Annotated in this window: 20 protein-coding genes and 1 pseudogene; 10 read left to right on the top strand and 11 right to left on the bottom strand. The window is 38.1% G+C overall.

Annotated elements, in window-relative coordinates; all coding sequences use genetic code 11:
• Positions 1-6: 6 nt before the first annotated feature.
• Positions 7-690, top strand: a complete 684-nt coding sequence (locus tag ACFINI_RS00105; RefSeq protein ID WP_375645287.1) for a VUT family protein — start codon at positions 7-9, stop codon at positions 688-690.
• A gap of 1,163 nt (positions 691-1,853) precedes the next feature.
• A pseudogene (locus ACFINI_RS00100) lies at positions 1,854-2,000 on the top strand (HaeIII family restriction endonuclease); the annotation flags it as partial.
• A 48-nt stretch (positions 2,001-2,048) separates the two neighbouring features.
• Here the strand turns inward: ACFINI_RS00100 and cobT are convergent.
• The 3 genes from cobT to ACFINI_RS00085 form a co-directional block, all read right to left on the bottom strand.
• Positions 2,049-3,944: a cobaltochelatase subunit CobT gene (gene cobT / locus ACFINI_RS00095; RefSeq protein WP_375645286.1), complete on the bottom strand. Its 1,896-nt coding sequence runs from the start codon at positions 3,942-3,944 to the stop codon at positions 2,049-2,051.
• A 14-nt stretch (positions 3,945-3,958) separates the two neighbouring features.
• Positions 3,959-4,939, bottom strand: a complete 981-nt coding sequence (gene cobS, locus ACFINI_RS00090; RefSeq protein WP_375612717.1) for a cobaltochelatase subunit CobS — start codon at positions 4,937-4,939, stop codon at positions 3,959-3,961.
• A 202-nt stretch (positions 4,940-5,141) separates the two neighbouring features.
• Positions 5,142-5,762, bottom strand: coding sequence for a J domain-containing protein (locus tag ACFINI_RS00085; protein ID WP_375612239.1), 621 nt, complete (start codon positions 5,760-5,762; stop codon positions 5,142-5,144).
• Positions 5,763-5,886: 124 nt separating this feature from the next.
• Here ACFINI_RS00085 and ACFINI_RS00080 point away from each other — a divergent pair, with 124 nt between their 5' ends.
• Positions 5,887-6,159, top strand: a complete 273-nt coding sequence (locus tag ACFINI_RS00080; protein WP_375612716.1) for a BolA family protein — start codon at positions 5,887-5,889, stop codon at positions 6,157-6,159.
• Here the strand turns inward: ACFINI_RS00080 and ACFINI_RS00075 are convergent.
• Together ACFINI_RS00075 and ACFINI_RS00070 are read right to left on the bottom strand one after the other, a co-directional pair.
• Positions 6,156-7,145 (bottom strand): tyrosine recombinase XerC, encoded by a 990-nt coding sequence (locus ACFINI_RS00075; RefSeq protein WP_375645285.1) that lies wholly within the window; start codon positions 7,143-7,145, stop codon positions 6,156-6,158. The two genes, ACFINI_RS00080 and ACFINI_RS00075, sit on opposite strands and share 4 nt — an antisense overlap.
• Positions 7,146-7,148: 3 nt before the next feature.
• Positions 7,149-7,970: a SapC family protein gene (locus tag ACFINI_RS00070; protein WP_375620953.1), complete on the bottom strand. Its 822-nt coding sequence runs from the start codon at positions 7,968-7,970 to the stop codon at positions 7,149-7,151.
• 132 nt (positions 7,971-8,102) lie between these two features.
• On the opposite strand from ACFINI_RS00070, the gene rimM reads away from it, so the two are divergent.
• The 7 genes from rimM (at position 8,103) to ACFINI_RS00035 (ending at position 14,238) form a co-directional block, all read left to right on the top strand.
• Complete coding sequence (gene rimM, locus ACFINI_RS00065; protein ID WP_375645284.1) at positions 8,103-8,654, top strand: ribosome maturation factor RimM; 552 nt, start codon at positions 8,103-8,105, stop codon at positions 8,652-8,654.
• A gap of 289 nt (positions 8,655-8,943) precedes the next feature.
• The gene (gene trmD, locus ACFINI_RS00060) at positions 8,944-9,642 is read left to right on the top strand and encodes a tRNA (guanosine(37)-N1)-methyltransferase TrmD (protein WP_375612244.1); all 699 of its coding nucleotides are present in this window, start codon (positions 8,944-8,946) and stop codon (positions 9,640-9,642) included.
• Positions 9,643-9,851: 209 nt separating this feature from the next.
• Positions 9,852-10,292, top strand: a complete 441-nt coding sequence (gene rplS / locus ACFINI_RS00055; RefSeq protein WP_375612245.1) for a 50S ribosomal protein L19 — start codon at positions 9,852-9,854, stop codon at positions 10,290-10,292.
• A 494-nt stretch (positions 10,293-10,786) separates the two neighbouring features.
• Positions 10,787-11,188, top strand: coding sequence for a succinate dehydrogenase, cytochrome b556 subunit (sdhC, locus tag ACFINI_RS00050; RefSeq protein WP_375620954.1), 402 nt, complete (start codon positions 10,787-10,789; stop codon positions 11,186-11,188).
• Between the two features lie 18 nt (positions 11,189-11,206).
• Positions 11,207-11,593 (top strand): succinate dehydrogenase, hydrophobic membrane anchor protein, encoded by a 387-nt coding sequence (gene sdhD / locus ACFINI_RS00045; RefSeq protein ID WP_375612246.1) that lies wholly within the window; start codon positions 11,207-11,209, stop codon positions 11,591-11,593.
• 6 nt (positions 11,594-11,599) lie between these two features.
• Positions 11,600-13,444: a succinate dehydrogenase flavoprotein subunit gene (gene sdhA, locus ACFINI_RS00040; RefSeq protein ID WP_375645283.1), complete on the top strand. Its 1,845-nt coding sequence runs from the start codon at positions 11,600-11,602 to the stop codon at positions 13,442-13,444.
• 14 nt (positions 13,445-13,458) lie between these two features.
• Positions 13,459-14,238: a succinate dehydrogenase iron-sulfur subunit gene (locus tag ACFINI_RS00035; RefSeq protein WP_005774220.1), complete on the top strand. Its 780-nt coding sequence runs from the start codon at positions 13,459-13,461 to the stop codon at positions 14,236-14,238.
• Positions 14,239-16,128: 1,890 nt separating this feature from the next.
• On the opposite strand, the gene ACFINI_RS00030 is transcribed toward ACFINI_RS00035, so the two are convergent.
• The 6 genes from ACFINI_RS00030 to ACFINI_RS00005 form a co-directional block, all read right to left on the bottom strand.
• Positions 16,129-16,404, bottom strand: coding sequence for a hypothetical protein (locus tag ACFINI_RS00030; RefSeq protein ID WP_375645282.1), 276 nt, complete (start codon positions 16,402-16,404; stop codon positions 16,129-16,131).
• Between the two features lie 1,159 nt (positions 16,405-17,563).
• Positions 17,564-18,625 (bottom strand): P-type DNA transfer ATPase VirB11, encoded by a 1,062-nt coding sequence (gene virB11, locus ACFINI_RS00025; protein WP_375618302.1) that lies wholly within the window; start codon positions 18,623-18,625, stop codon positions 17,564-17,566.
• Positions 18,600-19,757, bottom strand: coding sequence for a type IV secretion system protein VirB10 (gene virB10, locus ACFINI_RS00020; RefSeq protein WP_375606219.1), 1,158 nt, complete (start codon positions 19,755-19,757; stop codon positions 18,600-18,602). The genes virB11 and virB10 overlap by 26 nt, the downstream gene beginning before the upstream one ends.
• Entirely contained in the window at positions 19,757-20,563 is an 807-nt protein-coding gene (virB9, locus tag ACFINI_RS00015) for a P-type conjugative transfer protein VirB9 (protein WP_375606008.1), read from the bottom strand. Before virB9 ends, virB10 begins: the two co-directional genes overlap by 1 nt.
• A gap of 13 nt (positions 20,564-20,576) precedes the next feature.
• Complete coding sequence (locus ACFINI_RS00010) at positions 20,577-21,278, bottom strand: virB8 family protein (protein ID WP_375606007.1); 702 nt, start codon at positions 21,276-21,278, stop codon at positions 20,577-20,579.
• Entirely contained in the window at positions 21,275-21,418 is a 144-nt protein-coding gene (locus tag ACFINI_RS00005; RefSeq protein WP_375645281.1) for a TrwH protein, read from the bottom strand. Before ACFINI_RS00005 ends, ACFINI_RS00010 begins: the two co-directional genes overlap by 4 nt.
• Positions 21,419-21,706 lie beyond the last annotated feature (288 nt).

Genomic DNA, 21,706 nt, shown 5'->3' with positions numbered 1-21,706 from the left:
AAAAAAATGTCTTCAAGCGGTCTTTTATTAGAACAGCAAAAGAAAAGGTATGTTGTTTTTTCTATTTTTGCAATGTGCCTTGCTGTCACGGCTTCTAATATTTTAGTTCAATATCCTGTCTATTGGTTTGATTTGAATGAGCTGTTGACTTATGGGGCTTTTACCTATCCATTTGCTTTTCTAATCAATGATTTGACCAATCGTTTTTATGGTCCATTTGCTGCGCGGCGTGTGGTTTATGCTGGTTTTTTTACGGGTGTCTTTGTTTCTTGGATATTGGCGACACCACGGCTTGCACTTGCTTCTAGTTTTGCATTTTTATTTGGGCAACTCCTTGATATTGTGGTTTTTACTCCTTTGCGACGTAAAACATGGTGGAAAGCACCTTTAGCAGCAGCGTTGGTTGGTTCAGCTTTGGATACAGTGCTGTTTTTTGCTCTTGCTTTTTCTAGCTCGTTTGCTGTTTTTGATAAGATAACAGGGTATGCAGATAGTTCACTGGTGGAGAGTACTGTTTTGGGAGGGATAGGCATGCCAGTTTGGCTATCGCTTGCTTTTGGTGATTTTTCGGTAAAAATTATTATGAGTCTGTTGATGTTGATTCCTTATGGGACAATTCTTAACATCGTAAAGCTTCCTCTTTATCAATGTCATTCAAAAGATGATTCCTCTTTTGTTTGTCACAAATAAGGATTTTTGTCTTTTTGTTTTCCTGAAGCCAAGAAAATTGTACGCTATGCTTGGTGTGACACGTTAGTTATAATGGATACTTTATCATTTACCAACTTAAGTAAGAACTCCAACACAAAACGCTTTTTTATTTCAAAATTCTCTTGTGAGGAAAAGATAAAGTCATTTGTTTGAGAAGGGGCTAAATATGCTTTTTACAAATGATTCAATGTGACAGAAATTGCAACTGATGTTTATTAATAGATTGATTTAAAATGATAACTTATATTTTTCATTTGAGTGAAAGAGCCCAATATCATAAAATTTTACGCGTTTTAAATACTCTTATGTTGAGTTAATAAAAATCATTTGCTTGCCTATGTTATAAGAGGAATTGGCGTGCGGACAACGTCATTTGAGAAAGAAATACTTCTTATGAAGAGCTTTAATGCAATAAAAGTGCAATATTAGGCGCTGAAAGTATATTGATTTATCTTAAAAACATTGGAAACTTGAAAGTAGGATTCTGCTTTTGGCTTGTAGCTTGTAAAGTAAAGGATGATTCTGGATTTTGCATTATGCCATATATGGGCGCTGTCGTGAAATAAGCTTGGAAGCAAGGAAGAATGTAGGAGTGCGGATAAGATATATAATGGTGTGTTCTTTTTCGTGAATGAAGTAATATTTTTTTTCGTGTTTTTCTTATATTTTATGTGAGTAAAGATTTTTTCTTTTATCCATGAGATGGGAGCTTATGTTGATAGATCACCCGTGGTGAGTACTGTTTTGGGAAGGTTAGGGGACAGGTTGGCTTTCGCTTGCTTTAGCAATTTTTGCCGAAAAATTGCTATGAATCCATTTATGCCGATTCTTTTATAAAGAAATTCTTAGTGTTTAAAATATCCTCTTTTTTTGCGTATAATAAATACAACTTTTATCTTTTTGTATTACTGAAGGTGAAAGTTTAGGTATTATATTTTCTGTGAGAGCAGCATTTTAGAGCTATGTCTAGTGGAGATATTTTTCTATATACGTGTATTTCAATATAATGAAATAACACAAGATCGAGACAAAAATGGGTGATTATTCAGTCTTTGAATTTGAATGGTACTCTGGGATATGGTCGTAAATGGAAAGTTCTAAGCAAAACTTTATCAGTCGCAATATAACCAGAAAGTAAAAACAGACTCATTACAATTTTTGAAGATGGTTGGAGCATTTCTTTTAGAGCTCATAATGCATCCAGTAAAGTAGAAGCTTCTTTAAAATTCGATATTCAATTTGTGGGATTATCTTCTCAGGTTGTTAGCCATCAAATTCCGATGGTTTAATGATAGAAATAATTTTTTAAATGTAATCGTTGCTGATTCAAGGCAGGTTTATTTCTTATGAATATGAGTCCTTTTATCACTAAAAAGTATTTCTAATTGTTTTGTTATGGCGTCGGCAAGTTCTTCAGCATTCATAATTGTTACAGCACGTTGATAATAACGTGTGACGTCATGACCAATTCCAATGGCAATGAGTTCAATAGGGGAGTGTGTTTGGATTTCTTGAATCACTGCGCGTAAGTGTTTTTCTAAATAATTGCTGGAGTTGACCGATAGTGTCGAATCGTCAACAGGAGCGCCATCAGAAATGACCATGAGGATGCGACGTTGTTCACGCCGTGATAAAAGGCGTTGATGAGCCCAAATCAAAGCTTCTCCGTCGATATTTTCTTTTAATAATCCTTCTTGCATCATCAAACCTAAATTGCGTCGTGCGCGACGCCATGGGGTATCAGCACTTTTATAGATGATATGGCATAAATCATTGAGGCGTCCAGGATTATGGAGTTTGTTTTGGGTAAGCCATTGTTCGCGCGATTTGCCCCCTTTCCAAGTTTTGGTGGTAAAACCTAAAATTTCAACTTTGACACCACAACGCTCAAGAGTTTGTGCCAAAATATCAGCACAACTTGCAGCAACGCTAATGGGGCGTCCGCGCATTGAGCCAGAATTATCAATGAGAAGTGAAACAACTGTGTCCCGAAATTGGGTGTTGCTTTCCATTTTAAAAGAAAGGGGTTGCATGGGGTCAATAATTAGACGTGGAAGCCGTGTTGTATCAAGATATCCTTCTTCAAGGTCAAAGTTCCAGTTGCGATTTTGTTGCGCCATCAAGCGGCGCTGGAGACGGTTTGCTAAACGTCCAACGATGTTTTGGAGATGATTGATTTGCTTATCAAGATAACGGCGTAAGTGATCTAACTCGTTTTCAGAACAAAAATCTGTTGCTTCCAAAATTTCATCAAATTGACGGGTGAAGATTTTATAATTGCCAAGTCTTTCCATTTGTTCCGAATCAGAAAAAAGGTGTTTGGGTTTGCTCGGCTTTTCTTGCCAAGGTCCATTTTTTTGTTCGCCGTCAGCTTGATCATTGTTGTTTGATTGTGTCGCTTGTGTTTTTCCATCATCTTGCACATCACTTTCTTGTTTAGTGCTGGTTTTTTCTTCACTTTGAGCGCGTTTTTTGTTTTTACTTTCTTCTTCTGCTTGGTCTTGAGGTTCACATTCGTTTTTTAATTTTTTATTATTTTCACTATTAGAAGCTTCATCTTGTTGCACTGTCATTTTGAGTGTAATAAGCATTTGGCAAACGATCTGCGCAAAAGCCTTTTGGTTGTAAATATGATGTGGGAGTTCATTGAGTTGTGATGCTGCTTTTTGTTCGAGTTCTTTACGCCACAATTCTAAGACAGAACCCGCTTCTCTTGGAGCTGCGCGCTTTGTTATTTTTTCACGCAATAAAAGTGCAATCGCTTCTTGGATGGGGGCTTCACTTTGGTTGCTAATTTTATGATAATGGGCTCTTTTGTATTTATCGGCGAGCATGACATCAAGATTTTTTGCAAGTCCCTCCATGGCTAAAGTACCAATTGCTTCAACACGTGTTTGTTCGAGGGCATCAAAGATAGCACGTGCTTCTGATTCTGGTGGAGAAAATTGCATGTGAATGCGGTTGTCATGCCATGCTTTGCGCAGAGCCATGGAATCACCTAGTCCGCGGGTAATAGTGATGTCTTTATTCGTTGCGTATTGAGGTAATTCTGGTAAACGCGCGCAACTTTCGCTTAAAGATGGTCGGTTATGACTAAAGGAAACTTCAAGGTTGTTTGTGCCTGCAATCGCACGCATACAGGTGGAAAGTGCTTTTTTAAAAGCTTCAGCATTAAGAGTGTTGTTGGAAGAATCTTTTGCCGGATTTTTGTTGTCGCCAATATCGGTAGCCATGAGTGACAGATTCCTTAAGGCGAAACACCATGAATGAGTGATTCGGGAAGCTCTTGTCCAAAGGCGCGTTGATAAAATTCTGCAACAGTGGCACGTTCGAGTTCATCACATTTATTGAGAAAGGTTAATCGGAAGGCAAAGCCGACATCTTGAAAAATTGTTGTATTTTCTGCCCAAGTAATGACGGTACGTGGACTCATGACAGTTGAAAGATCTCCATTGATAAAAGATTGGCGTACCATATCAGCAACATGAACCATTTGTGAAATTGTCTTTTTTCCCTCAGCCGTTTGAAAAGATTTGACCTTTGAACAAATGATATTAACCTCTTTATCATGGGGTAAATAATTGAGTATCGTAACAATAGACCAGCGGTCCATTTGAGCTTGATTGATCTGTTGGGTACCATGATAGAGACCGGTTGTATCACCAAGACCAATGGTGTTTGCCGTTGCAAAAAGACGAAATGCTGGATGGGGAGAGATGACACGGCTTTGATCAAGTAAGCTTAGTTTTCCAGAGGTTTCAAGAACGCGTTGGATAACAAACATAACATCGGGACGCCCCGCATCATATTCGTCGAAAACAAGAGCAATATTATTTTGATAAGCCCATGGCAAAATGCCCTCTTTAAATTCAGTGATTTGTAAACCATCTTTTAAAACGATAGCATCTTTTCCTACAAGATCGATACGACTTACATGACTATCGAGATTAATGCGAAGACAAGGCCAGTTAAGACGTGCAGCAACTTGTTCAATATGCGTTGATTTCCCTGTACCGTGATAGCCAGAAACCATTACACGGCGGTTAAAGGTAAAACCTGCGAGAATCGCTAAAGTTGTTTGCTGATCAAAAAGATAATCAGGATCGATATCAGGAACATGGGGACTTTTTGTGCTAAAAGCAGGGACTTTCAGATCTGTTTCAATATGAAATAGATCGCGAGCACAAAGTGTAATATCGGGCAAATTTTCAACGGTAAGATTTGTCATTATGTTTCTGGAAGGGAGAGGACGCTATTTATTCATTAGAAACGATACAAGAGTTAAAGTATTTATGCAATGCTCTATAATGAGAGCCTTAGATATTGAAGAAAGATTTTTTTACGTATTCTATAATGTTTTGCAAAAAAAGTAACATTTTGCGCAAATAATGATGGTCTAAATGAAAATAGACTCATATAAGCGCATGTTTTCAGCACAAACCAGACTTTTTTAGCAAATTGTAAGCATGTAAAACATCACGAAAGCGCTCTTCTGAAGCACGATTACCACCATTGGAATCAGGATGGTGCTTTTTTACCAACTCTTTATATTTCATTTTGATGTCTTCTGCTGAAGCGTTTGCCTGTAGTCCCAGTGTATCAAAAGCTTTTGCTTCTAAGGGCTTTAATTTTCGTGAGAACTTATTGTTTGAATGCTGCCCAGTAAAAAGCGTGAAGGGATCGCGCATGCGATTTTGATAGGCAGCTGTTCCAGAGCGAATCTTTGCATAATTCGCGGCTGTTTTTTTCGATGTACCATTGCTCAGATCTGTAGGCCATGTCGGACGATGTCCTGTGAGAGCATCCTTTTGAAATTTTGCGATATCTTTATTGCTAAGACCAGAGAAGTAATTAAAATTTTTATTGTAGGCGCGTACGTGTTCAATACAAAAATATAAATATTGTCCTTCGTGATTTCGACCTGCTGGTGCTTTATGGGACCCTGTTTTTTCACAACCTTCCCACTGACACTGTTGTGCTTCTGGCTCAGCTTTTTGTTTTTTATTTGAGCTTATGCGAATTGAATCGAATAATTTAGATGTTATTGTCATATTATTGGTTTATGCAAAATTGATTAATTTTACAAGAATTGACTTTTGAAAAATTTGTTTTCACACTTATTCTATTATGAAAAAGGTGTATTTTTGCACGTTCATTTTGTTTGAGGAATGAAAAATGTTTATAGAAACAATAATTCAGAGAAAGCTTCAGGATGCTTTTCATCCGCAAAAGCTTGAAGTGATTAACGAAAGTCATCTTCATGAGGGGCATCCTCATAATGAACATGCTTTTGATGGTAAAGGAGAAACACATTTTCGAGTGAAAATTTTATCTTCTTCTTTTTCTAATATGACACGCGTAGAAATACATCGAGCGATTTATAAAGTTTTACAAGAAGAGTTAGCTACTTGTGTTCATGCTTTGGCACTTGAGGTTGAAACACTCTAATTTTTTGATGAGACGTTTTTGGAACGGGGATGGGCCTTTTGATAGATTTTTAACAAATGGTCTGTATCGACGTGGGTATAGATTTGTGTGGTGGAAAGACTAGCGTGCCCAAGAAGTTCTTGAATCGTGCGCAAATCTCCCCCCCGTGATAAAAGATGGGTGGCAAAAGAATGGCGCAGTGTATGAGGCGTTGCAGTTTCTGGTAAACCAAGGCTTGCACGTAAATTACGGACAGCTTTTTGAATAATGGCAGGCTGTAGGGGACCACCCCGCGCACCACGAAACATGGGTTGGTTATCCAATAAAGGATATGGGCAGCATTGAAGATAATTTTGTACGGCTTCGTAAACAATTTTTATGAGGGGAACAAGGCGTGTTTTGCCTCCTTTTCCAGTTATAAATAAACTTGTTTTTTCAGGATCAGAAAATTGTTCTGGTGTGAGGCTTAAGGCTTCTGATATTCGCATTCCACAGCCATAAAGAAGCATGAGGACAGCAGCATTACGCGCGGTAATCCAAGGTTCATTTTCCAGTTGATTTTCTTGTTTGACTATGTGAAGTGCTGATTTTATCGCTAAAGGTTTTGGGAGCAATTTGGGGTGTTTAGGGCTTCGGATAAGTTGAGCCGCGGGAACATTGACGATTCCTTCACGTGATAAGTATTTGAAAAAAGAACGGATGCCTGCCACCCCTCGGCTTAAAGAGCGCGCACTTACATTGTTTGTACGCCGATAAGCAAGATAAGCACGCAAGTCACTGATGCGTAAATGAGCAAGATCTGTAAGAGTTGGTGTATGGCTTAAGTGTTGACAGAGAAAAGACAAAAATTGCCGCGTATCACGTTCATAGGCTTGCACTGTTTGTGCTGACATACGACGTGTTTGGGTAAGACACTCTAACCAATTTTTCCTTGCTTTTAAAATTGCATGGTCTGCTGGAATGAGAGGAATATTTTCATCTTTTCTCTTGTCGTTTTTGATGGGCATTATCTAGTTGAGAGTTTCTTTCTTTTTAGATTTTTCATCGTTAGAATGACCATTCTTGTTTTGGGGTTGCTCTTCACGATTGATAAGTTGCTTTTCACCTTTGAGAGAGAGTATTTTCACAAGATTGTGTGTTGACATCAAATGCGCAAAAATTAATCCTAAAAAGCCATTTTTATGAAGTTTGGCAAGTTGGCTTGCTGATAATTTATTCAATTTTTCTTCATCAACAACCCAAAAATGTTCCAATTGCGCTGAGAGACCTTTATCGTTTTTCACATTGATGGATTTTTGGCTTAGGAGATCCATTTCTACAAGAGCATCAATAAACTCAGAGGTTTTCTCCATAGCGATTTTAAAACTTTCAAGAAAGCGAATACGTTCTTCCATAAAAGGAGAAATAGAGCCATCGGAATTAAAAAGTTCTGTTCCTGCAACTTCATTAAACATACCGGACTGTTGATCAAAGCAGACAGAAAGTTCTTTTTCATTGCTAATTTGTGCCAAAACAAAAGGATAGCGACGGACAAAAGCTGGAACATAAGTATTGTTTTTCCAACTTTTATCAGAAGCGATATAGTCATTTTCGTCATTAGAAAGACCGACAAGAGCTGCGGATGTGTAGTGCCGTTTTTTTTGTTCATCTTCAGCGCACATAAATAAAATAGGATAGTCTAGTGCTGCTTGAAAATATTCAGTACTTGCTAAAGGAACCCAATGAGTATCCTTGGCAAAAGACATATCACTTGGAGGAGCAAATTTTAGATTTTTATGGGAAATTTTGTTGATTGGTGTGATATCTTTGTAAAATAGCATAATATTTGCCATAAGACTTTCTCCTTTATTAATTTGTTTTTTGTTACCAAGAAAGGTCTTTTAGAAGATTGTCTCATATGGCAACAAGATTGAATAGAAAACTATAAGATTGAAGGGTTCATTTTTGAGAGATAATATTTTTGCATGAAGTATAATAAAGAAAAGCTTAAAAATAAAGTCTATCTTGCCATTATTGGTATGCCTCATGGTATAAAAGGAGATGTTTTTGTTAAAATTCTAAGTGCTGAGCCACAGCGTTTCAAGTTTTACAGCACTCTTTATGATGATATGGGGCGTTCTTATGAAATTGTAACTCTTCGCATACAAAAAAATAAGGCGATTGTACGTTTTAAAGGGGTAGAAAATCGTAATGCGGCTGAGTCTTTAAAAGGGATTCGCCTTTATGTGACGCGTGATCAATTAATTGATGATTTGATGGAGGATGAGTTTTATCAAGTCGATTTAATAGGCTTGTGTGTCCAAGATTGTGGGGGGAAAATCTTAGGTGAAGTGTGTGGTTTTTTTAATTTCGGGGCTGGTGATTTGCTTGAAATACGTTTGAATACAGGTAAAAGAGTTCTTATTCCCTTTAGTAAGGCGGCGGTACCAGAAATTTGTATGGATTCTGGTTTTCTTGTTGTTGATCCCATGGCCGCTGGTTTAATTGATGGGGAGACAATGATAAAAAGGAAATAGCTTGAATCTAAAAATAAAGATGAAGGTAAAAAACAACAGATGAATTTCGTCAATAAAAAGTGGAATGTGTGAAAATATTAAAAATGCTCTTTTGAGCAGATATTGTAAGCACTTTATCTCGAAATAGTCCTGAATTTTTAGAGTCTTTTTTAGTGCAAGTATTTAGAAGGATCGTATTAAATATGGCGCAGATCAAGAAGACTCAGATTAACGCTATAGCGTTAAAAGTCTTGTTTGTGCTATTTTTGCTATTAAGAGTCTGTTTAAGAAAATAAGGATAAGAAATAAAATGAAATTTCAGGCGCGCGTTTTAACCCTTTATCCTGAAATGTTTCCTGGTTTTTTAGGGTATTCTTTAGCAGGGCAAGCTTTAGAGCGTGGAATTTGGTCACTGGAGACGGTACAGATTAGGGATTTTGCTTTAGACAAACACCATAGCGTTGATGATAAACCTGCTGGTGGGGGAGCTGGTATGGTAATGCGGGCGGATGTATTGGCGGCGGCTCTTGATTGCTGTCCACAGGATTCGCCAAGATTGTTGATGAGTCCACGTGGACGCCCTTTTGACCAAGCTTACGCGCATAGCTTGGCTCGTGATACGGGTGTAACGTTAGTTTGTGGACGTTTTGAAGGGGTTGATGAGCGAGTCATAGAAGCACGAGAATTAGAAGAAGTTTCTATTGGTGATTATATTCTTTCAGGGGGTGAAACAGCTGCATTGGTTATCTTAGATGCTATTATACGTCTTCTGCCTGGAGTGATGGGGAATGCAGCTTCTGCAAGGTGTGAAAGTTTTGAAAATGACTTGCTGGAACATCCGCAATATACCCGCCCTTCTCTTTTCGAAGGGCGGGGTATTCCGCCTGTATTGCTCTCAGGTCATCACAAAGCGATCGCAGATTGGCGTCAAAGCCAAGCCGAATTGTTAACACGTCAACGTCGCCCTGATCTTTATGCACGTTATAATAAAAATCATCAGAAAACTTGATTCATATGATAAGGTGGTGTATTGCATGGCTCTCTTTTTAGAGAGTTTTTTATAAAAGGTTTTCTGTAGTTCCAAAATTAAAATGAAGGAATGGTGTATTCGCTCCTGTGTAAGACATAGCCTAAAGAGCTCCTTATTCTTAATAAAGGCTTTTTTGGTAAGAGTTGAGCGCTCTGACTGTTCGATAAAGAACATGAAGGATAAAAGAAATGAATATTATCGCACAGCTTGAAGCTGAACAATGTGCAAAAATTGAAGAAAAGCGCCAATTTCCAGCATTTCAGCCAGGAGATACAGTCCGTGTTATGGTGCGTGTGACAGAAGGTACACGGACGCGTGTTCAGGCTTATGAAGGTGTCTGTATTGCGCGTTCAGGCGGTGGGTTGAATGAGACCTTTACAGTACGCAAGATTTCTTATGGTGAAGGGGTGGAGAGGGTATTTCCTGTTTATTCTCCTTTGATTGAAGGTGTTGAGCTGGTGCGCCGTGGTAAAGTGCGCCGTGCAAAACTCTATTATCTACGTGGCTTGAGAGGTAAAGCTGCACGTATCGCTGAAAAGAGAGATTATCGGAAAAAAGCTGAAAAGGTTGTTGAGAAAGTAGAAGCAGCATCTGTCAGCACAGATGTTGAAAAGCAAGTTTCTGAGTAAAGATTATATCGGCTAAACTTTATGCAAAAGCGGCTTTTATGCCGCTTATTTGTGTCTTTCTTGATTCGTTTTGCCTTTTAAAAGGCTTGGAGTGGACATAAAAATGTTCAATCTATCAATTTTTCCTCTTTTTATTCTTAATTATGGGTGCAGTTTAAGAGACTATTGCATATATCGTGAATACTCAAAAGGATAAGTTTAATCTGAAAAAATGTCTGTTTATATTTGGAAACGATTTTAGACCTTTGACGTGAAGATAAAAGTGTATTAGATTAAGGCGAGTTTTGCGGATCATATCCAGGGAGTAATCGGTTTTTTTATGCGTGACCTTTAATCCGTTATTTGAGACAACCGACCTGTAATATCGGTATCTTGAGATGCCAAACAAGTAAAAACGAGAGAGTATGTTTAGTCGTTTTGCGCGACTTTCTCGTTCATTGCGGTTGCAAAAACCAGGTCAGGATATTTTATGATAAACCAGGTCAGGATATTTTATGATAGAGACAACTAGGATAAAAGAGCGCCCTCGTTCCCCTCATATAAGTATTTATCGTTGGACAATTACTATGGCCATGTCCATTGCACACCGAATTACGGGTATGGCGCTTTATGTTGGAACGGTTTTTCTTGCTGTTTGGTTAATTGCTATTGCGTGTGGCGAGGAGACATTTAAAACAGTTTACGAAATTTATAGTTCTTGGTTTGGATTGTGTATTTTGTTTCTTTATACTTTGGCAGGGGTTCATCACATGGTTGGTGGTGTTCGCCACATTGTTTGGGATCTGAAGCCTTGCCTTTTGGCAAAAGAAAAGGCAACAGTCACTGCTTGGGCGACAGTGTTTATTTCTCTTATTGTTACTTTTGCGATTTGGATTATTGGATATACCGTTGTTTAGCTGGGGGTGAAAAGAGACATGAAAAAAGATTTTCGAACGGAACTTGGAAAAGTACGGGGGCGTGGCAGTGCTCATGAAGGAACAGAGCATTTTTGGCTAGAACGTTTGACGGGGTTTATCAATCTACCACTTTTGATATTTTTTATTGTTCTTATTCTTTCGCTTGTGGGCAAGGATTATAGTATTGTGCGTGCAAGACTTGCACATCCTATTGTTGCTATTTTGATGGGATTGATGACTTTTTCGGTCCTTTATCATATGAAACTTGGTATGCAGGTGGTGATTGAAGATTATATTCCACGTGAAGGTTTTCGGATATTCTTTTTGACGTTAAATATTTTATTTTGTTTTCTCATAGGTGGTATCATTATTTTTTCTCTTTTGAAAATTGCATTAGGGGGTTAAACAAGTATGGCGGGTACAGGATCATCTCTGGGTGCTAAAGCAGGTAACGCCCCTTATCGCACTGTGGATCATAAATTTGATGTTGTTGTTGTTGGGGCAGGTGGTGCAGGATTACGTGCGACACTGGGTATGGCAGAACAAGGATTAAAGACAGCTTGTATTACGAAGGTTTTTCCAACGCGCTCACATACGGTTGCAGCACAAGGGGGAATTGCTGCATCGCTTTCAAATATGGGTCCTGACAATTGGCAGTGGCATTTATATGATACCGTGAAAGGTTCTGATTGGTTGGGCGATACCGATGCAATGGAATATTTGGTGCGTAATGCTCCTGCTGCTGTGTATGAATTAGAACATTATGGCGTTCCTTTTTCGCGAACGCAAGAAGGCAAAATTTATCAGCGTCCTTTTGGTGGACATACGACACAATTTGGTGAAGGTCCACCTGTTCAGCGTACTTGCGCAGCAGCTGACCGTACAGGCCATGCCATTTTGCATACGCTTTATGGACAAAGCTTAAAGCATAATGCGCAATTTTTTATTGAATATTTTGCACTCGATCTCATCATGACGGATGGGGTTTGTACGGGGGTTGTGGCATGGAATCTCGATGATGGTACAATACATCGTTTTTCTGCCAAAATGGTTGTTCTTGCAACCGGTGGTTATGGACGCGCTTATTTTTCTGCGACATCGGCGCATACCTGTACGGGTGATGGTGGTGGAATGATCGCACGTGCTGGATTGCCACTTCAGGATATGGAGTTTGTGCAATTCCATCCGACAGGGATTTACGGTTCTGGCTGCTTAATTACAGAAGGAGCTCGTGGTGAAGGAGGCTATTTAATCAATTCTGAAGGTGAACGCTTTATGGAGCGCTATGCACCTTCCTTTAAGGATTTGGCTTCACGTGATTTGGTTTCACGTTGTATCACACTTGAAATTCGTGAAGGACGTGGCGTTGGACCTAAGAAGGACCATATTCATTTGGTTCTCAATCATATTGATCCTGCAATCTTGCATGAGCGGTTACCAGGGATTTCAGAATCAGCACGGATATTTGCAGGGGTGGATGTAACAAAAGAGCCTATCCCCATCTTGCCAACGGTTCATTATAATATGGGTGGGATTCCTACCAATTACTACGGGGAAGTTCTCAATCCAACGGCTGATTCGCCTGATCGTATTCAACTAGGGCTGATGGCGGTAGGAGAAGCAGGATGTGCTTCTGTTCATGGTGCTAACCGCTTGGGGTCAAATTCATTAATTGATCTTGTGGTGTTTGGTCGTGCTGCTGCCATTCGCGCGGGTGAAGTTATTGATCGGAATGCAGAAATTCCACCCATCAATGAAGAAGCTGTTGACGAAATTATAGCTCGTTTTGATCGTTTACGTTTTGCACAAGGGGCAATACCAACAGCTGTATTGCGTGAAAAAATGCAACGCACGATGCAAGAAGACGCAGCAGTCTTCCGTACAGAAGATTCTTTGAAACAGGGATGTCAACGGATGAATAAAATCTGGGGGGAATTGTCGGATCTCAAAGTCACAGATCGTTCTCTGATATGGAATTCTGATTTGGTTGAAACATTAGAGCTTGAAAATCTTATGGCGAATGCAATCATGACTGTTCATTCTGCCGAAGCACGTTCAGAAAGCCGTGGCGCTCACGCTCGTGAAGATTACCCAGAGCGTGATGATAAAAACTGGCGTAAACATACGATTTCACATTTGTCAAAAGAAGGTAAGGTGACATTATCATATCGACCTGTCCATGTGGACCCGTTAACATCTGAAGCTGATGGTGGGATCGATTTAAAGCGCATTGCACCTAAAAAACGGGTTTATTAAGGGGAGAATAAAATATGGTACAAATTAAGCTTCCCAAAAATTCTCAAGTAAAACCGGGAAAGGTTTGGCCTAAACCTGAAGGTGCTACAAAGCTGACGGAATTTCACGTGTATCGTTGGTCGCCTGATGATGAGGAAAATCCTCATTTAGATACTTATTATGTGGATCGTTCTGCTTGTGGTCCTATGATTCTTGATGGGCTTTTGTTTATTAAAAACCATATTGATCCAACTTTGACACTTCGTCGATCATGCCGTGAAGGCATCTGTGGTTCATGTGCGATGAATATTGATGGAACCAATACATTAGCTTGTACCAAAGGGATGGATGATGTAAAACATCCCATTAAGGTCTATCCGTTGCCTTCCATGCCGGTTGTTAAAGATTTGGTTCCTGATTTAAAGCGTTTTTATGCACAACACCGAGTCATTGAGCCTTGGTTGCAAACAGTTTCTCCTGAACCTGCAAAAGAATGGTTACAAAGTCACTCCGATCGCCAAAAAATCGATGGCCTTTATGAATGTATTTTGTGTGCGTGTTGTCAGACTTCATGTCCAAGTTATTGGTGGAACGGTGATCGTTATTTGGGGCCCGCTGTTTTGCTTCAAGCTTATCGCTGGATTGCGGATTCACGTGATGAGATGTGTGGTGAACGTCTTGATAATTTAGAAGATCCTTTCCGCCTTTATCGTTGCCATACGATTATGAATTGTGCGCAAACTTGTCCAAAGGGATTAAATCCAGCGAAAGCAATTGCTGAAATTAAAAAACTCATGGTTGAACGCCGCCTCTGAAAATTTACTGATTGATCAAAATAAAGCGCAAGGTGGAAAATTGTATCTCCTTTTAGCAATTAAATCTCTAAAAGAAGATCGGCTGCTTATGGGGGCGCAGTAGCTATAATCATTCTAAAAGTGAAGTAATCCCTAAAAATTTAAGCAATCCTTGTAGAAGCAATCCTTGCAATGGCTGAGCAGAAAACTCATAGTTGAATATTATCTTTGAAAATTGACCGATTAACGAACAGTAAAAAGAAAAATAGAAAATTGTGCGTGTTTTTGTGCCTCTTTGAGGCTTAATATCTAAAAATTTATTGGCTTCTATGAGGCGGTTAGTATAGTTATTATTGCCTTTAAAAGGCATTAGTCTTTCGAGTAAACTATACTTTAAATAGCGTTCTATGTAAAAACAATAAAATCAATATGCCATGTGTTTTTATTTTTATTAAATTCGCATCATAATTTATAATTTGATGCAGATTCAAGTAATCATTTTTTATAAAAAATGATTACTCTGTATAAATAGAGCACAAAAAATAAATGCTGATACAAATATTATAACGCATGTAAATTATCTAAATGAAATACAAAGGAGTGATCATTATGACAATTCGTCATTTTACGACACATTTATTGTAATATCGAAAACATTGCTAATATTCAAGGATTAGGAATTTTTGATAATATCATTATATATATATAAAGGTCATATTTTTTGTTTTAAAGATTGGATTGTTAATCGCATTAAAAAGCAAAATTTATAGTTCTTAAAAAATGGAGAACGTAAAATCCCTCTCTATTGTAGAGATAGATATATAGTTAAGGGGGTAGTAATTTAAAAATATTGTAACATCATAGATTTAAATTCACTAAAGAGCAAATAAGACGTTTTTAAAAAATATCAAATTTATAGTTTTTTCTAAAAATTTAGAAAACACTAGTGAGAATTCTAAGAACACGTGTTGCGAATGTGGAATAGGGATGTTTATAGGTTCGTTTGAGTTGAATGAATTCAATCATCAAAGAAAACATGTTGTATTTTTATGAGTTTCGTGGGTTTTTATTTTATATGTTTTTATCTATAAAAAATAGAGATTTCTAGGTTTAGGTCTTATTTATAATGTTAGGGGATTTCATTTTTTCTTGTATATATGCTGAAGAAAGTTATTTAAGCGGTAAAAGTGTTTTTTATTTTATTTTTTAGCATAAAGATATTTCTTAACATGAAAGAGAGGTGTCCAAGTATTAACGGTATAATCAGCCATTGTTTTGGTATTTATTCTGTTGTGCTGTAAAACACTATCTTATTTAGGATGTGGTAATTAGAGTGGTTAGAAGGTGAAATCTGCTAGGTGAGGGGGCGGATTGTTTGCAGATCAGTGGCGTGTTAAGAGGCTTCGTCCTTTGAGGTGTGATAGGTGGAGTCTGTTAACCAATTACGTAAACTAGAGCGAAATCTACGTGGACAGGTTTTTAACCTAACCTCTCTTATATATTGTGATAGGAAATTCACCTTAATAAGGACTACGACCGGTTACAGAAAACAGAAATCATTGCGAAAAAACAAGCGTGCTTGTTTTAAAATTTTTAATATTTGTGATCATAGTGACATGCGAAATCTCCTGTAGTATCACGCAGACCGTTCGTATTTTCGAGCCAAGAGTTGTCCATATATCCTCTTCAATCTGATCTTCACGAATTGATGCAAGAGATGGGTACGAACACCTGTAAGAATAAGCAGACGCAAAGCCAGTTGTATCATTATTGTTGCTTTGCAGAGTGTTTGATAAAAATCTGGAACATTTCTCCAATTCATTGCCGGTTTATTAATGACTTTATGGCGTTGTTTTTCTAAAAGAGCTTTTGCTGTTGCAGCTTTTACTTATCAAATGGGAGTTAAGAGTATTATGTATCTCTGTTGGCGTAATCTTTGAAAGTTGCTATACAGCCGCCTAATTTGAGGAGAATATGAAGCTGTAAAGGTGCAAACCAGTTTCCATTTTTAGCATCATTTTTTAATTCTGCTTTACGACTTTCAAAAGTATCTAGAGTAATGTCTTTTAAATAATAGAGATTACGCATTGCTTCACGCTTTTGTTTCTCTCGTTCTTTAATAAGATCAAAACCCTTATGTAAAACAGAACGCCCCGAGCCAAATACACTTTGCTTGTCAATTTGCAAGCTTGTTTTTAAGAAACCTTTCTTTAAGGTGCCTAAGCTTATTTCACTACAGAGCTCGTGGATGGTATAATGGTAAAGCCCCGATGAATAATATAAAATTTATAGAGCATCTCCATTTTTACACTTCATAAAAGAGCAAGTTGGGCGCCATTAGACACTTTGCAAACTCCCAATGTTGTGATAATTTTTGGCATTTTGGATGGTTTATAAAAGGCATTTTTAGTGCTTTTTTGTACAGTTTCATTCTATACGGCTTTATTTACTTATAATGTGCAAGAGACATGGTTTTGGTTAATAAACAGCTTTGAAATGAGAGAATCCTACGGTACTAAGATCTCTTATCCAACACGCAAAATAATGAACACTCTTTATAAGTCAATGTGACGTGGCTTAAGAAGAGTGATTGTAGGTCTGTTCTTTTAGGAATTTTTGCTTTTTGTGGTGCAGAGAAGAGAGCAGGAATATTCAGAGTAGAGCTTACCTTATGGAATCTATGGATATCGTCTTTAGGAGAGGGACATAAGCCACGTGATATGGTTAGCAAAGCTTGCCTAAGAGAAATTTGGTTGTTTACGAACAATTGGAGGTTAAGAATCTTTCTTCGTCCGAAGAAGACGTCTATATACCACTATACTTTTTATTACCAAATAGAACGTGGTTTATGGATGCTAAATCGAAATGATAATTTATTTCGTATGAGGTTTTCCGTATTTGGAGATTGTTTGGTTAAAAAACATATTTATTAATCACTTGAAAATAGTGCTTAGAATTTTTAAACGATAAGTTTTGGTCTTGATGACGATAATTATTTGTGATGATCGAAAGTACCTATTTTACGAAGCTTTCATTGATAAGCGAATCAAAATTTATTCTTTTCTTTTGTTTAAATATTTATTTTGCAGCTATTTTTTCTTTTTTGCATCAAAGATACTTTTTCAAAAGGTAAATGGAAAGAATGATCAAAGGCAAGAGAATAAAGAGAGCCTTATGTATAATTTGGTTTTCTCGTAGAGTTGTTGTCTATTAACTTTTTTCTTCATGAAGAGTGTAGAAAATCCATCGGAGAAGCAAAGAGAATAGGAAAAGTTAAATAAATAGCCGTAACAATTAGTTACGGCTATTTTTGTTTGCTTCATATTACCGAGAGAGGAAGCTCCCCTTAAGCGATTTTTGATTTAGCAAAAATCGGGTCGTAAAAGACTTCAGAGAGTTTTCTATCTTTAAAGAACAACACTACGTCAACTGTTGTATAGAGAACGATTTTTATCATTTCTAACTCGAGTTGCCGGCCAATTTCTGATCTTTTAATCAAGGTGGCACATCGCTCAAATGTCTGCAAAGCGCTGTTAGCATGCGTTGTTGTAATCGATCCGGGATGACCAGTGTTGAGCGAATTGAGATATTCCCATGCTTCATTGCCTCGCAATTCAGCGAGAAAAATTCTGTCAGGCGACTGACGCATACACGCATCTAGGCATTCTTCAGCTGAAACACGACCTACATTGTTACCATAAATCATATGTACATGATTGGGATGATTGGGTAGAAAAAGCTCATGAACATCTTCAATTGTGATAATACGCTCCTCTACAGGGACCTTTTCAATTAAAGAGCGAGCAAATGTTGTTTTACCAGATCCTGTTTTGCCTGCAATAATAATGTTGCGTTTGTGAAGGACGCATTCTTCCAAAAATTCAAGAATTTTTCCCTCACGTTTACTTTGTAAGAGTTGAACTTCAAATGGTTCCAACCGTGTGAAGTCTTGCCTCGATAACAAGTTATTGGCTTCTTTTGCTGAAGGCTTATTAAAACTTACATCAGAAAAATCGTCAAATGCCCCTTCTTCTTTGAGTTCTTCTAACGTTTTAACTATGAGAGAATGTTTACGAATTACAAAGGAAAGAGCACCATCAACAACAGCTGGTGTTTGTATAATTGTACCACGTTGTCCACCAGGCAAGAGCACATAATTAATACTTCTGGGAGCCATACCGTTATAAACGATAATAGCTGTAATAAGCGTTTGCAAAAAAGTGGTTGTTAACTCTGGTACGCTATGTACTTGCCAACCCTTAAAGCTTTTCGTCCATACTTCACAGGGGCGGCAAATCGATAATTCAGTGATCGTGGGATCTTCTAAAAAACAATCAAGCGGTTGCAGAAGCTGAAAAACTGCTTGATCTTTTTGTATCGGGTTAACGTGTGACGAGACTGTAGACATCGCTGAAATCCAGATCACGAGCAACAAAAATATTTACTCGTTCGCCTTGGTTTTTGTAAAGTGTTGGTGTGATATTGATGGAATTTTGAAGAACATCGATTGCTATAGATTCAGCATTCTGAGCTCCTTTATTTTGTGAGTTATCTTTATTTTCTTTGCTGCTTTTACCAACTTTTCCTCTTACCCATTCTCCTAAATCACCGATAATGCTTACCATAATTGCACTACCAAATCGTTCCCAAAAATGTCTGTCAACCCAGCCACCAATACCCGCTTCACCCAGAGGACCTGTGCCTGGTGAGTCAAGATTGACAACAACACCAGAAGGCGTTTCAATGCGTAACCATTGCACAAACACGCGCGTTTGTCCTTGTTGTATGCCACTTTGGTAAAAACCAACGACTTTAGAACCACGGTCAAGCAAAACAACACGTCCACTCGTGGAATAAATATCGCGTGTTAAATGACACGTCGTCATTCCGGGTTGTGATGTAATGATTTTTGTTTCTAATGTACAATCTATTTGCGTTCCTTGTGTAATCAAAAAGTCACGGTTACGAAGTTGCATCGCATGTGATTGACCTAAACGCACAGGCTGAAGGTTATCAAATAATACGCCATTACCTCTATCATTATTCGATGCTTTATTATTTGTATCTGTAGATCCTTCGCTACCACCGTTGTTAAGGCTAGAACTGAGCATACGTTTGCGTGCTAATTCTTCAGAATCTTGGAGCATATGTGGAGGAATGGCTGTTTGAAGAAGCTTACTCAAGGCCGGTGGAATATCCAAGTTTGAATCTTCTGTTTGTGTTGATTTTTCTGCTTCTTCTACAATCTTTGGCTCTTCTATAATCCGAGGGACATAGTTTGGTATAATTTGCTGTACTATTTGTTGTGGTTTTTCTTCCTCAACCTCCACGGTATTACGCATTTTAAAAGCTTTCCAAGTCAAGGCAATCGGTATCGCTACTATGACAATAAGTCCTACCATTAACAATGCACGGGTACCTGGAATTGTCGGACGACGTTCAGAACCTAGTTCGGACCCTCCATAGGTACCTTCAATATGTTTTTGTTCGACGTTGTCCAGTTTTGTACCTTTTCCCTCTCCTTCCTTATTGTCAAACATCATTTTCCTCCTTTATTGATACGATAAACCACCGAAGATACTGTCCCTGTTGTGTTTGGTACGCCATTGGGGTCATAGGCTTCATTAAAAACAGCTAGAGCGCGTTTACCAAGCCGTATAAGCCATTTAGGATTGACCTTATGAACGGCGATAATATCATTAGAACTGCCGATAACGGTGCGTGGTATTAAGCTTTCATTACCTTCAGCATCTACGACATAAATCGATGGCATATCCATGTTAGCGGGAAATTTAAAGTAAGTAATACGCCCATTGTCCCAAGCATTTATCGGAGCAATATCTTGGTGACCACTCATGGTATAACTGAGATTATAGCCGTTGACGCTTTGGTGAAAACCACGTTCAATCGCAAGGCGTCGATTGTTTTCTTCTGACTTTTCATCGTTTGAATCGGGATAATGGAAAGCCAATTCATATGTTGATCCCGCACGGTCATTCCGAAATTGTAGTCGGAATTTATAACTCCGTTTGTCGGTTACAACGATGAGATTGGTATTGGCAAGTTCTGCTTTTGGTTTAATAAAAATATGCCGCCCTTTATGAGCAAAGGCATAGGCTTCAGAATCACCAAAGGCATGAGTTATGTACTGTTCACCTTCTTCAAGAATAATATGTGTTGCCACACCAAGAACTGTTTCAATTTGAACCACATCGGCTTCGTTATATGTTATATAGCGAATGCGGTGATCATATTGTGAATTTGATGGACTTTTGAGCGCCTGCACAGGTACCGTATAAAGAGAAGAAAACGAAGACAATAGAACAACGAACGCAAGTTTTTTCATAACAATCAATTCCTTAATCATTCAACAGTATTTCTGGGTCAGAACGGTAACTTGTTACTTGAAAACCAAGGGGGTTAAGCAATCGATCAGATGATTTCATGGGTGCACCAACATAGGTGTAACCAATTGTTGCAATTTGGTGCTGTTTTGGTCCAGTAGCAGCACCGTTGCTGTCAAGTTGCTGAGTCGTAAAACGTACAGTTGCTTGACCGAGTCCATTAGGCTGGATTGATCGTACTTTAACTGTAATACGTGCTTTGTTGGAAAGCACTTTGTCCCGTGCATTTTCTCCATCATAGATTTTATAATATTCTTGTTGAACAGATGCCGCACTTAAAAGTGCTGTTGTGTCATAGTTCAGTTGAATAGTATCGTAGTCGTAAGTTTCGCGGTTAAGTACATATTGGTTTAGCCAATATCTATCTACAACTTCACCATAGCTTTCTTCGTGTTCACGCATGATTGAGATAACATCAACTGCACCCGTCGTATTATCAACGCGCAATACTAAGGGAGTTGGAGCTGGTTGAGAAAATCCAACAACTCCACATATCATACCGAATAAGCCAAAAAGACCCACAGTACTCGCAACACGCCATGCCGTTCTGCGCGACCTTATAAATTCATTGATAAGATCACGTTCTAAGCCACGGCTTTCTTCATAATAACTTCTAAGTTGTTCGGCTTTCACTGGTTTTGCTTGTTTTGTTTTCATCTGTCTCCTCGCTTAATTTCGGCAGGGATTGTTTTATTAATAGGCACACGGTTCCTATCATTGGGCTGTTTTAGCTTTGGTGCTAATGCACAAGCCGATAAAAGGTTTGCAATCAAAATTACAAGTATGATTAACTTCATTTTGACATGACTCTTTTTTACTGTTATACACATTCTGATATTTGTTGTCATTATTATAATTTCGACACCAAAGTAAAGTGTATAGTTTACGATAATTTATCTTTTCTTAATTTCATTTTTTAATTTATGAAAATAGCTCAATTTCAGTGCAAATATTTTTTACTTTAGGATTGGATATCCTCGTTATTTTGTCATATGGATATTAAGGGCATCTGTTACGGGAACCATTGCTTTTTATCTCAGCTAGTTTTTATGTCTCCATAGATGTCCGAATGTAATGCCTTTTGC

This window comes from Bartonella sp. AA56HLJMS (assembly GCF_042197145.1).
GTDB lineage: Bacteria > Pseudomonadota > Alphaproteobacteria > Rhizobiales > Rhizobiaceae > Bartonella.
The sequence above is the reverse complement of the archived record's forward strand: the minus strand, read 5'-3'. Positions and strand labels throughout refer to the sequence as shown.

Coding starts and splice junctions, on each gene's coding strand:
- sdhD (WP_375612246.1), top strand. CDS start 11,207: ATGAAAAAAGATTTTCGAACGGAACTTGGAAAAGTACGGGGGCGTGGC.
- virB11 (WP_375618302.1), bottom strand. CDS start 18,625: ATGTCTACAGTCTCGTCACACGTTAACCCGATACAAAAAGATCAAGCA.
- rplS (WP_375612245.1), top strand. CDS start 9,852: ATGAATATTATCGCACAGCTTGAAGCTGAACAATGTGCAAAAATTGAA.
- sdhC (WP_375620954.1), top strand. CDS start 10,787: ATGATAGAGACAACTAGGATAAAAGAGCGCCCTCGTTCCCCTCATATA.
- rimM (WP_375645284.1), top strand. CDS start 8,103: ATGAAGTATAATAAAGAAAAGCTTAAAAATAAAGTCTATCTTGCCATT.
- ACFINI_RS00010 (WP_375606007.1), bottom strand. CDS start 21,278: ATGAAAACAAAACAAGCAAAACCAGTGAAAGCCGAACAACTTAGAAGT.
- ACFINI_RS00070 (WP_375620953.1), bottom strand. CDS start 7,970: ATGGCAAATATTATGCTATTTTACAAAGATATCACACCAATCAACAAA.
- sdhA (WP_375645283.1), top strand. CDS start 11,600: ATGGCGGGTACAGGATCATCTCTGGGTGCTAAAGCAGGTAACGCCCCT.
- virB10 (WP_375606219.1), bottom strand. CDS start 19,757: ATGTTTGACAATAAGGAAGGAGAGGGAAAAGGTACAAAACTGGACAAC.
- ACFINI_RS00085 (WP_375612239.1), bottom strand. CDS start 5,762: ATGACAATAACATCTAAATTATTCGATTCAATTCGCATAAGCTCAAAT.
- ACFINI_RS00105 (WP_375645287.1), top strand. CDS start 7: ATGTCTTCAAGCGGTCTTTTATTAGAACAGCAAAAGAAAAGGTATGTT.
- ACFINI_RS00075 (WP_375645285.1), bottom strand. CDS start 7,145: ATGCCCATCAAAAACGACAAGAGAAAAGATGAAAATATTCCTCTCATT.
- ACFINI_RS00005 (WP_375645281.1), bottom strand. CDS start 21,418: ATGAAGTTAATCATACTTGTAATTTTGATTGCAAACCTTTTATCGGCT.
- virB9 (WP_375606008.1), bottom strand. CDS start 20,563: ATGAAAAAACTTGCGTTCGTTGTTCTATTGTCTTCGTTTTCTTCTCTT.
- trmD (WP_375612244.1), top strand. CDS start 8,944: ATGAAATTTCAGGCGCGCGTTTTAACCCTTTATCCTGAAATGTTTCCT.
- cobT (WP_375645286.1), bottom strand. CDS start 3,944: ATGGCTACCGATATTGGCGACAACAAAAATCCGGCAAAAGATTCTTCC.
- ACFINI_RS00035 (WP_005774220.1), top strand. CDS start 13,459: ATGGTACAAATTAAGCTTCCCAAAAATTCTCAAGTAAAACCGGGAAAG.
- ACFINI_RS00080 (WP_375612716.1), top strand. CDS start 5,887: ATGTTTATAGAAACAATAATTCAGAGAAAGCTTCAGGATGCTTTTCAT.
- cobS (WP_375612717.1), bottom strand. CDS start 4,939: ATGACAAATCTTACCGTTGAAAATTTGCCCGATATTACACTTTGTGCT.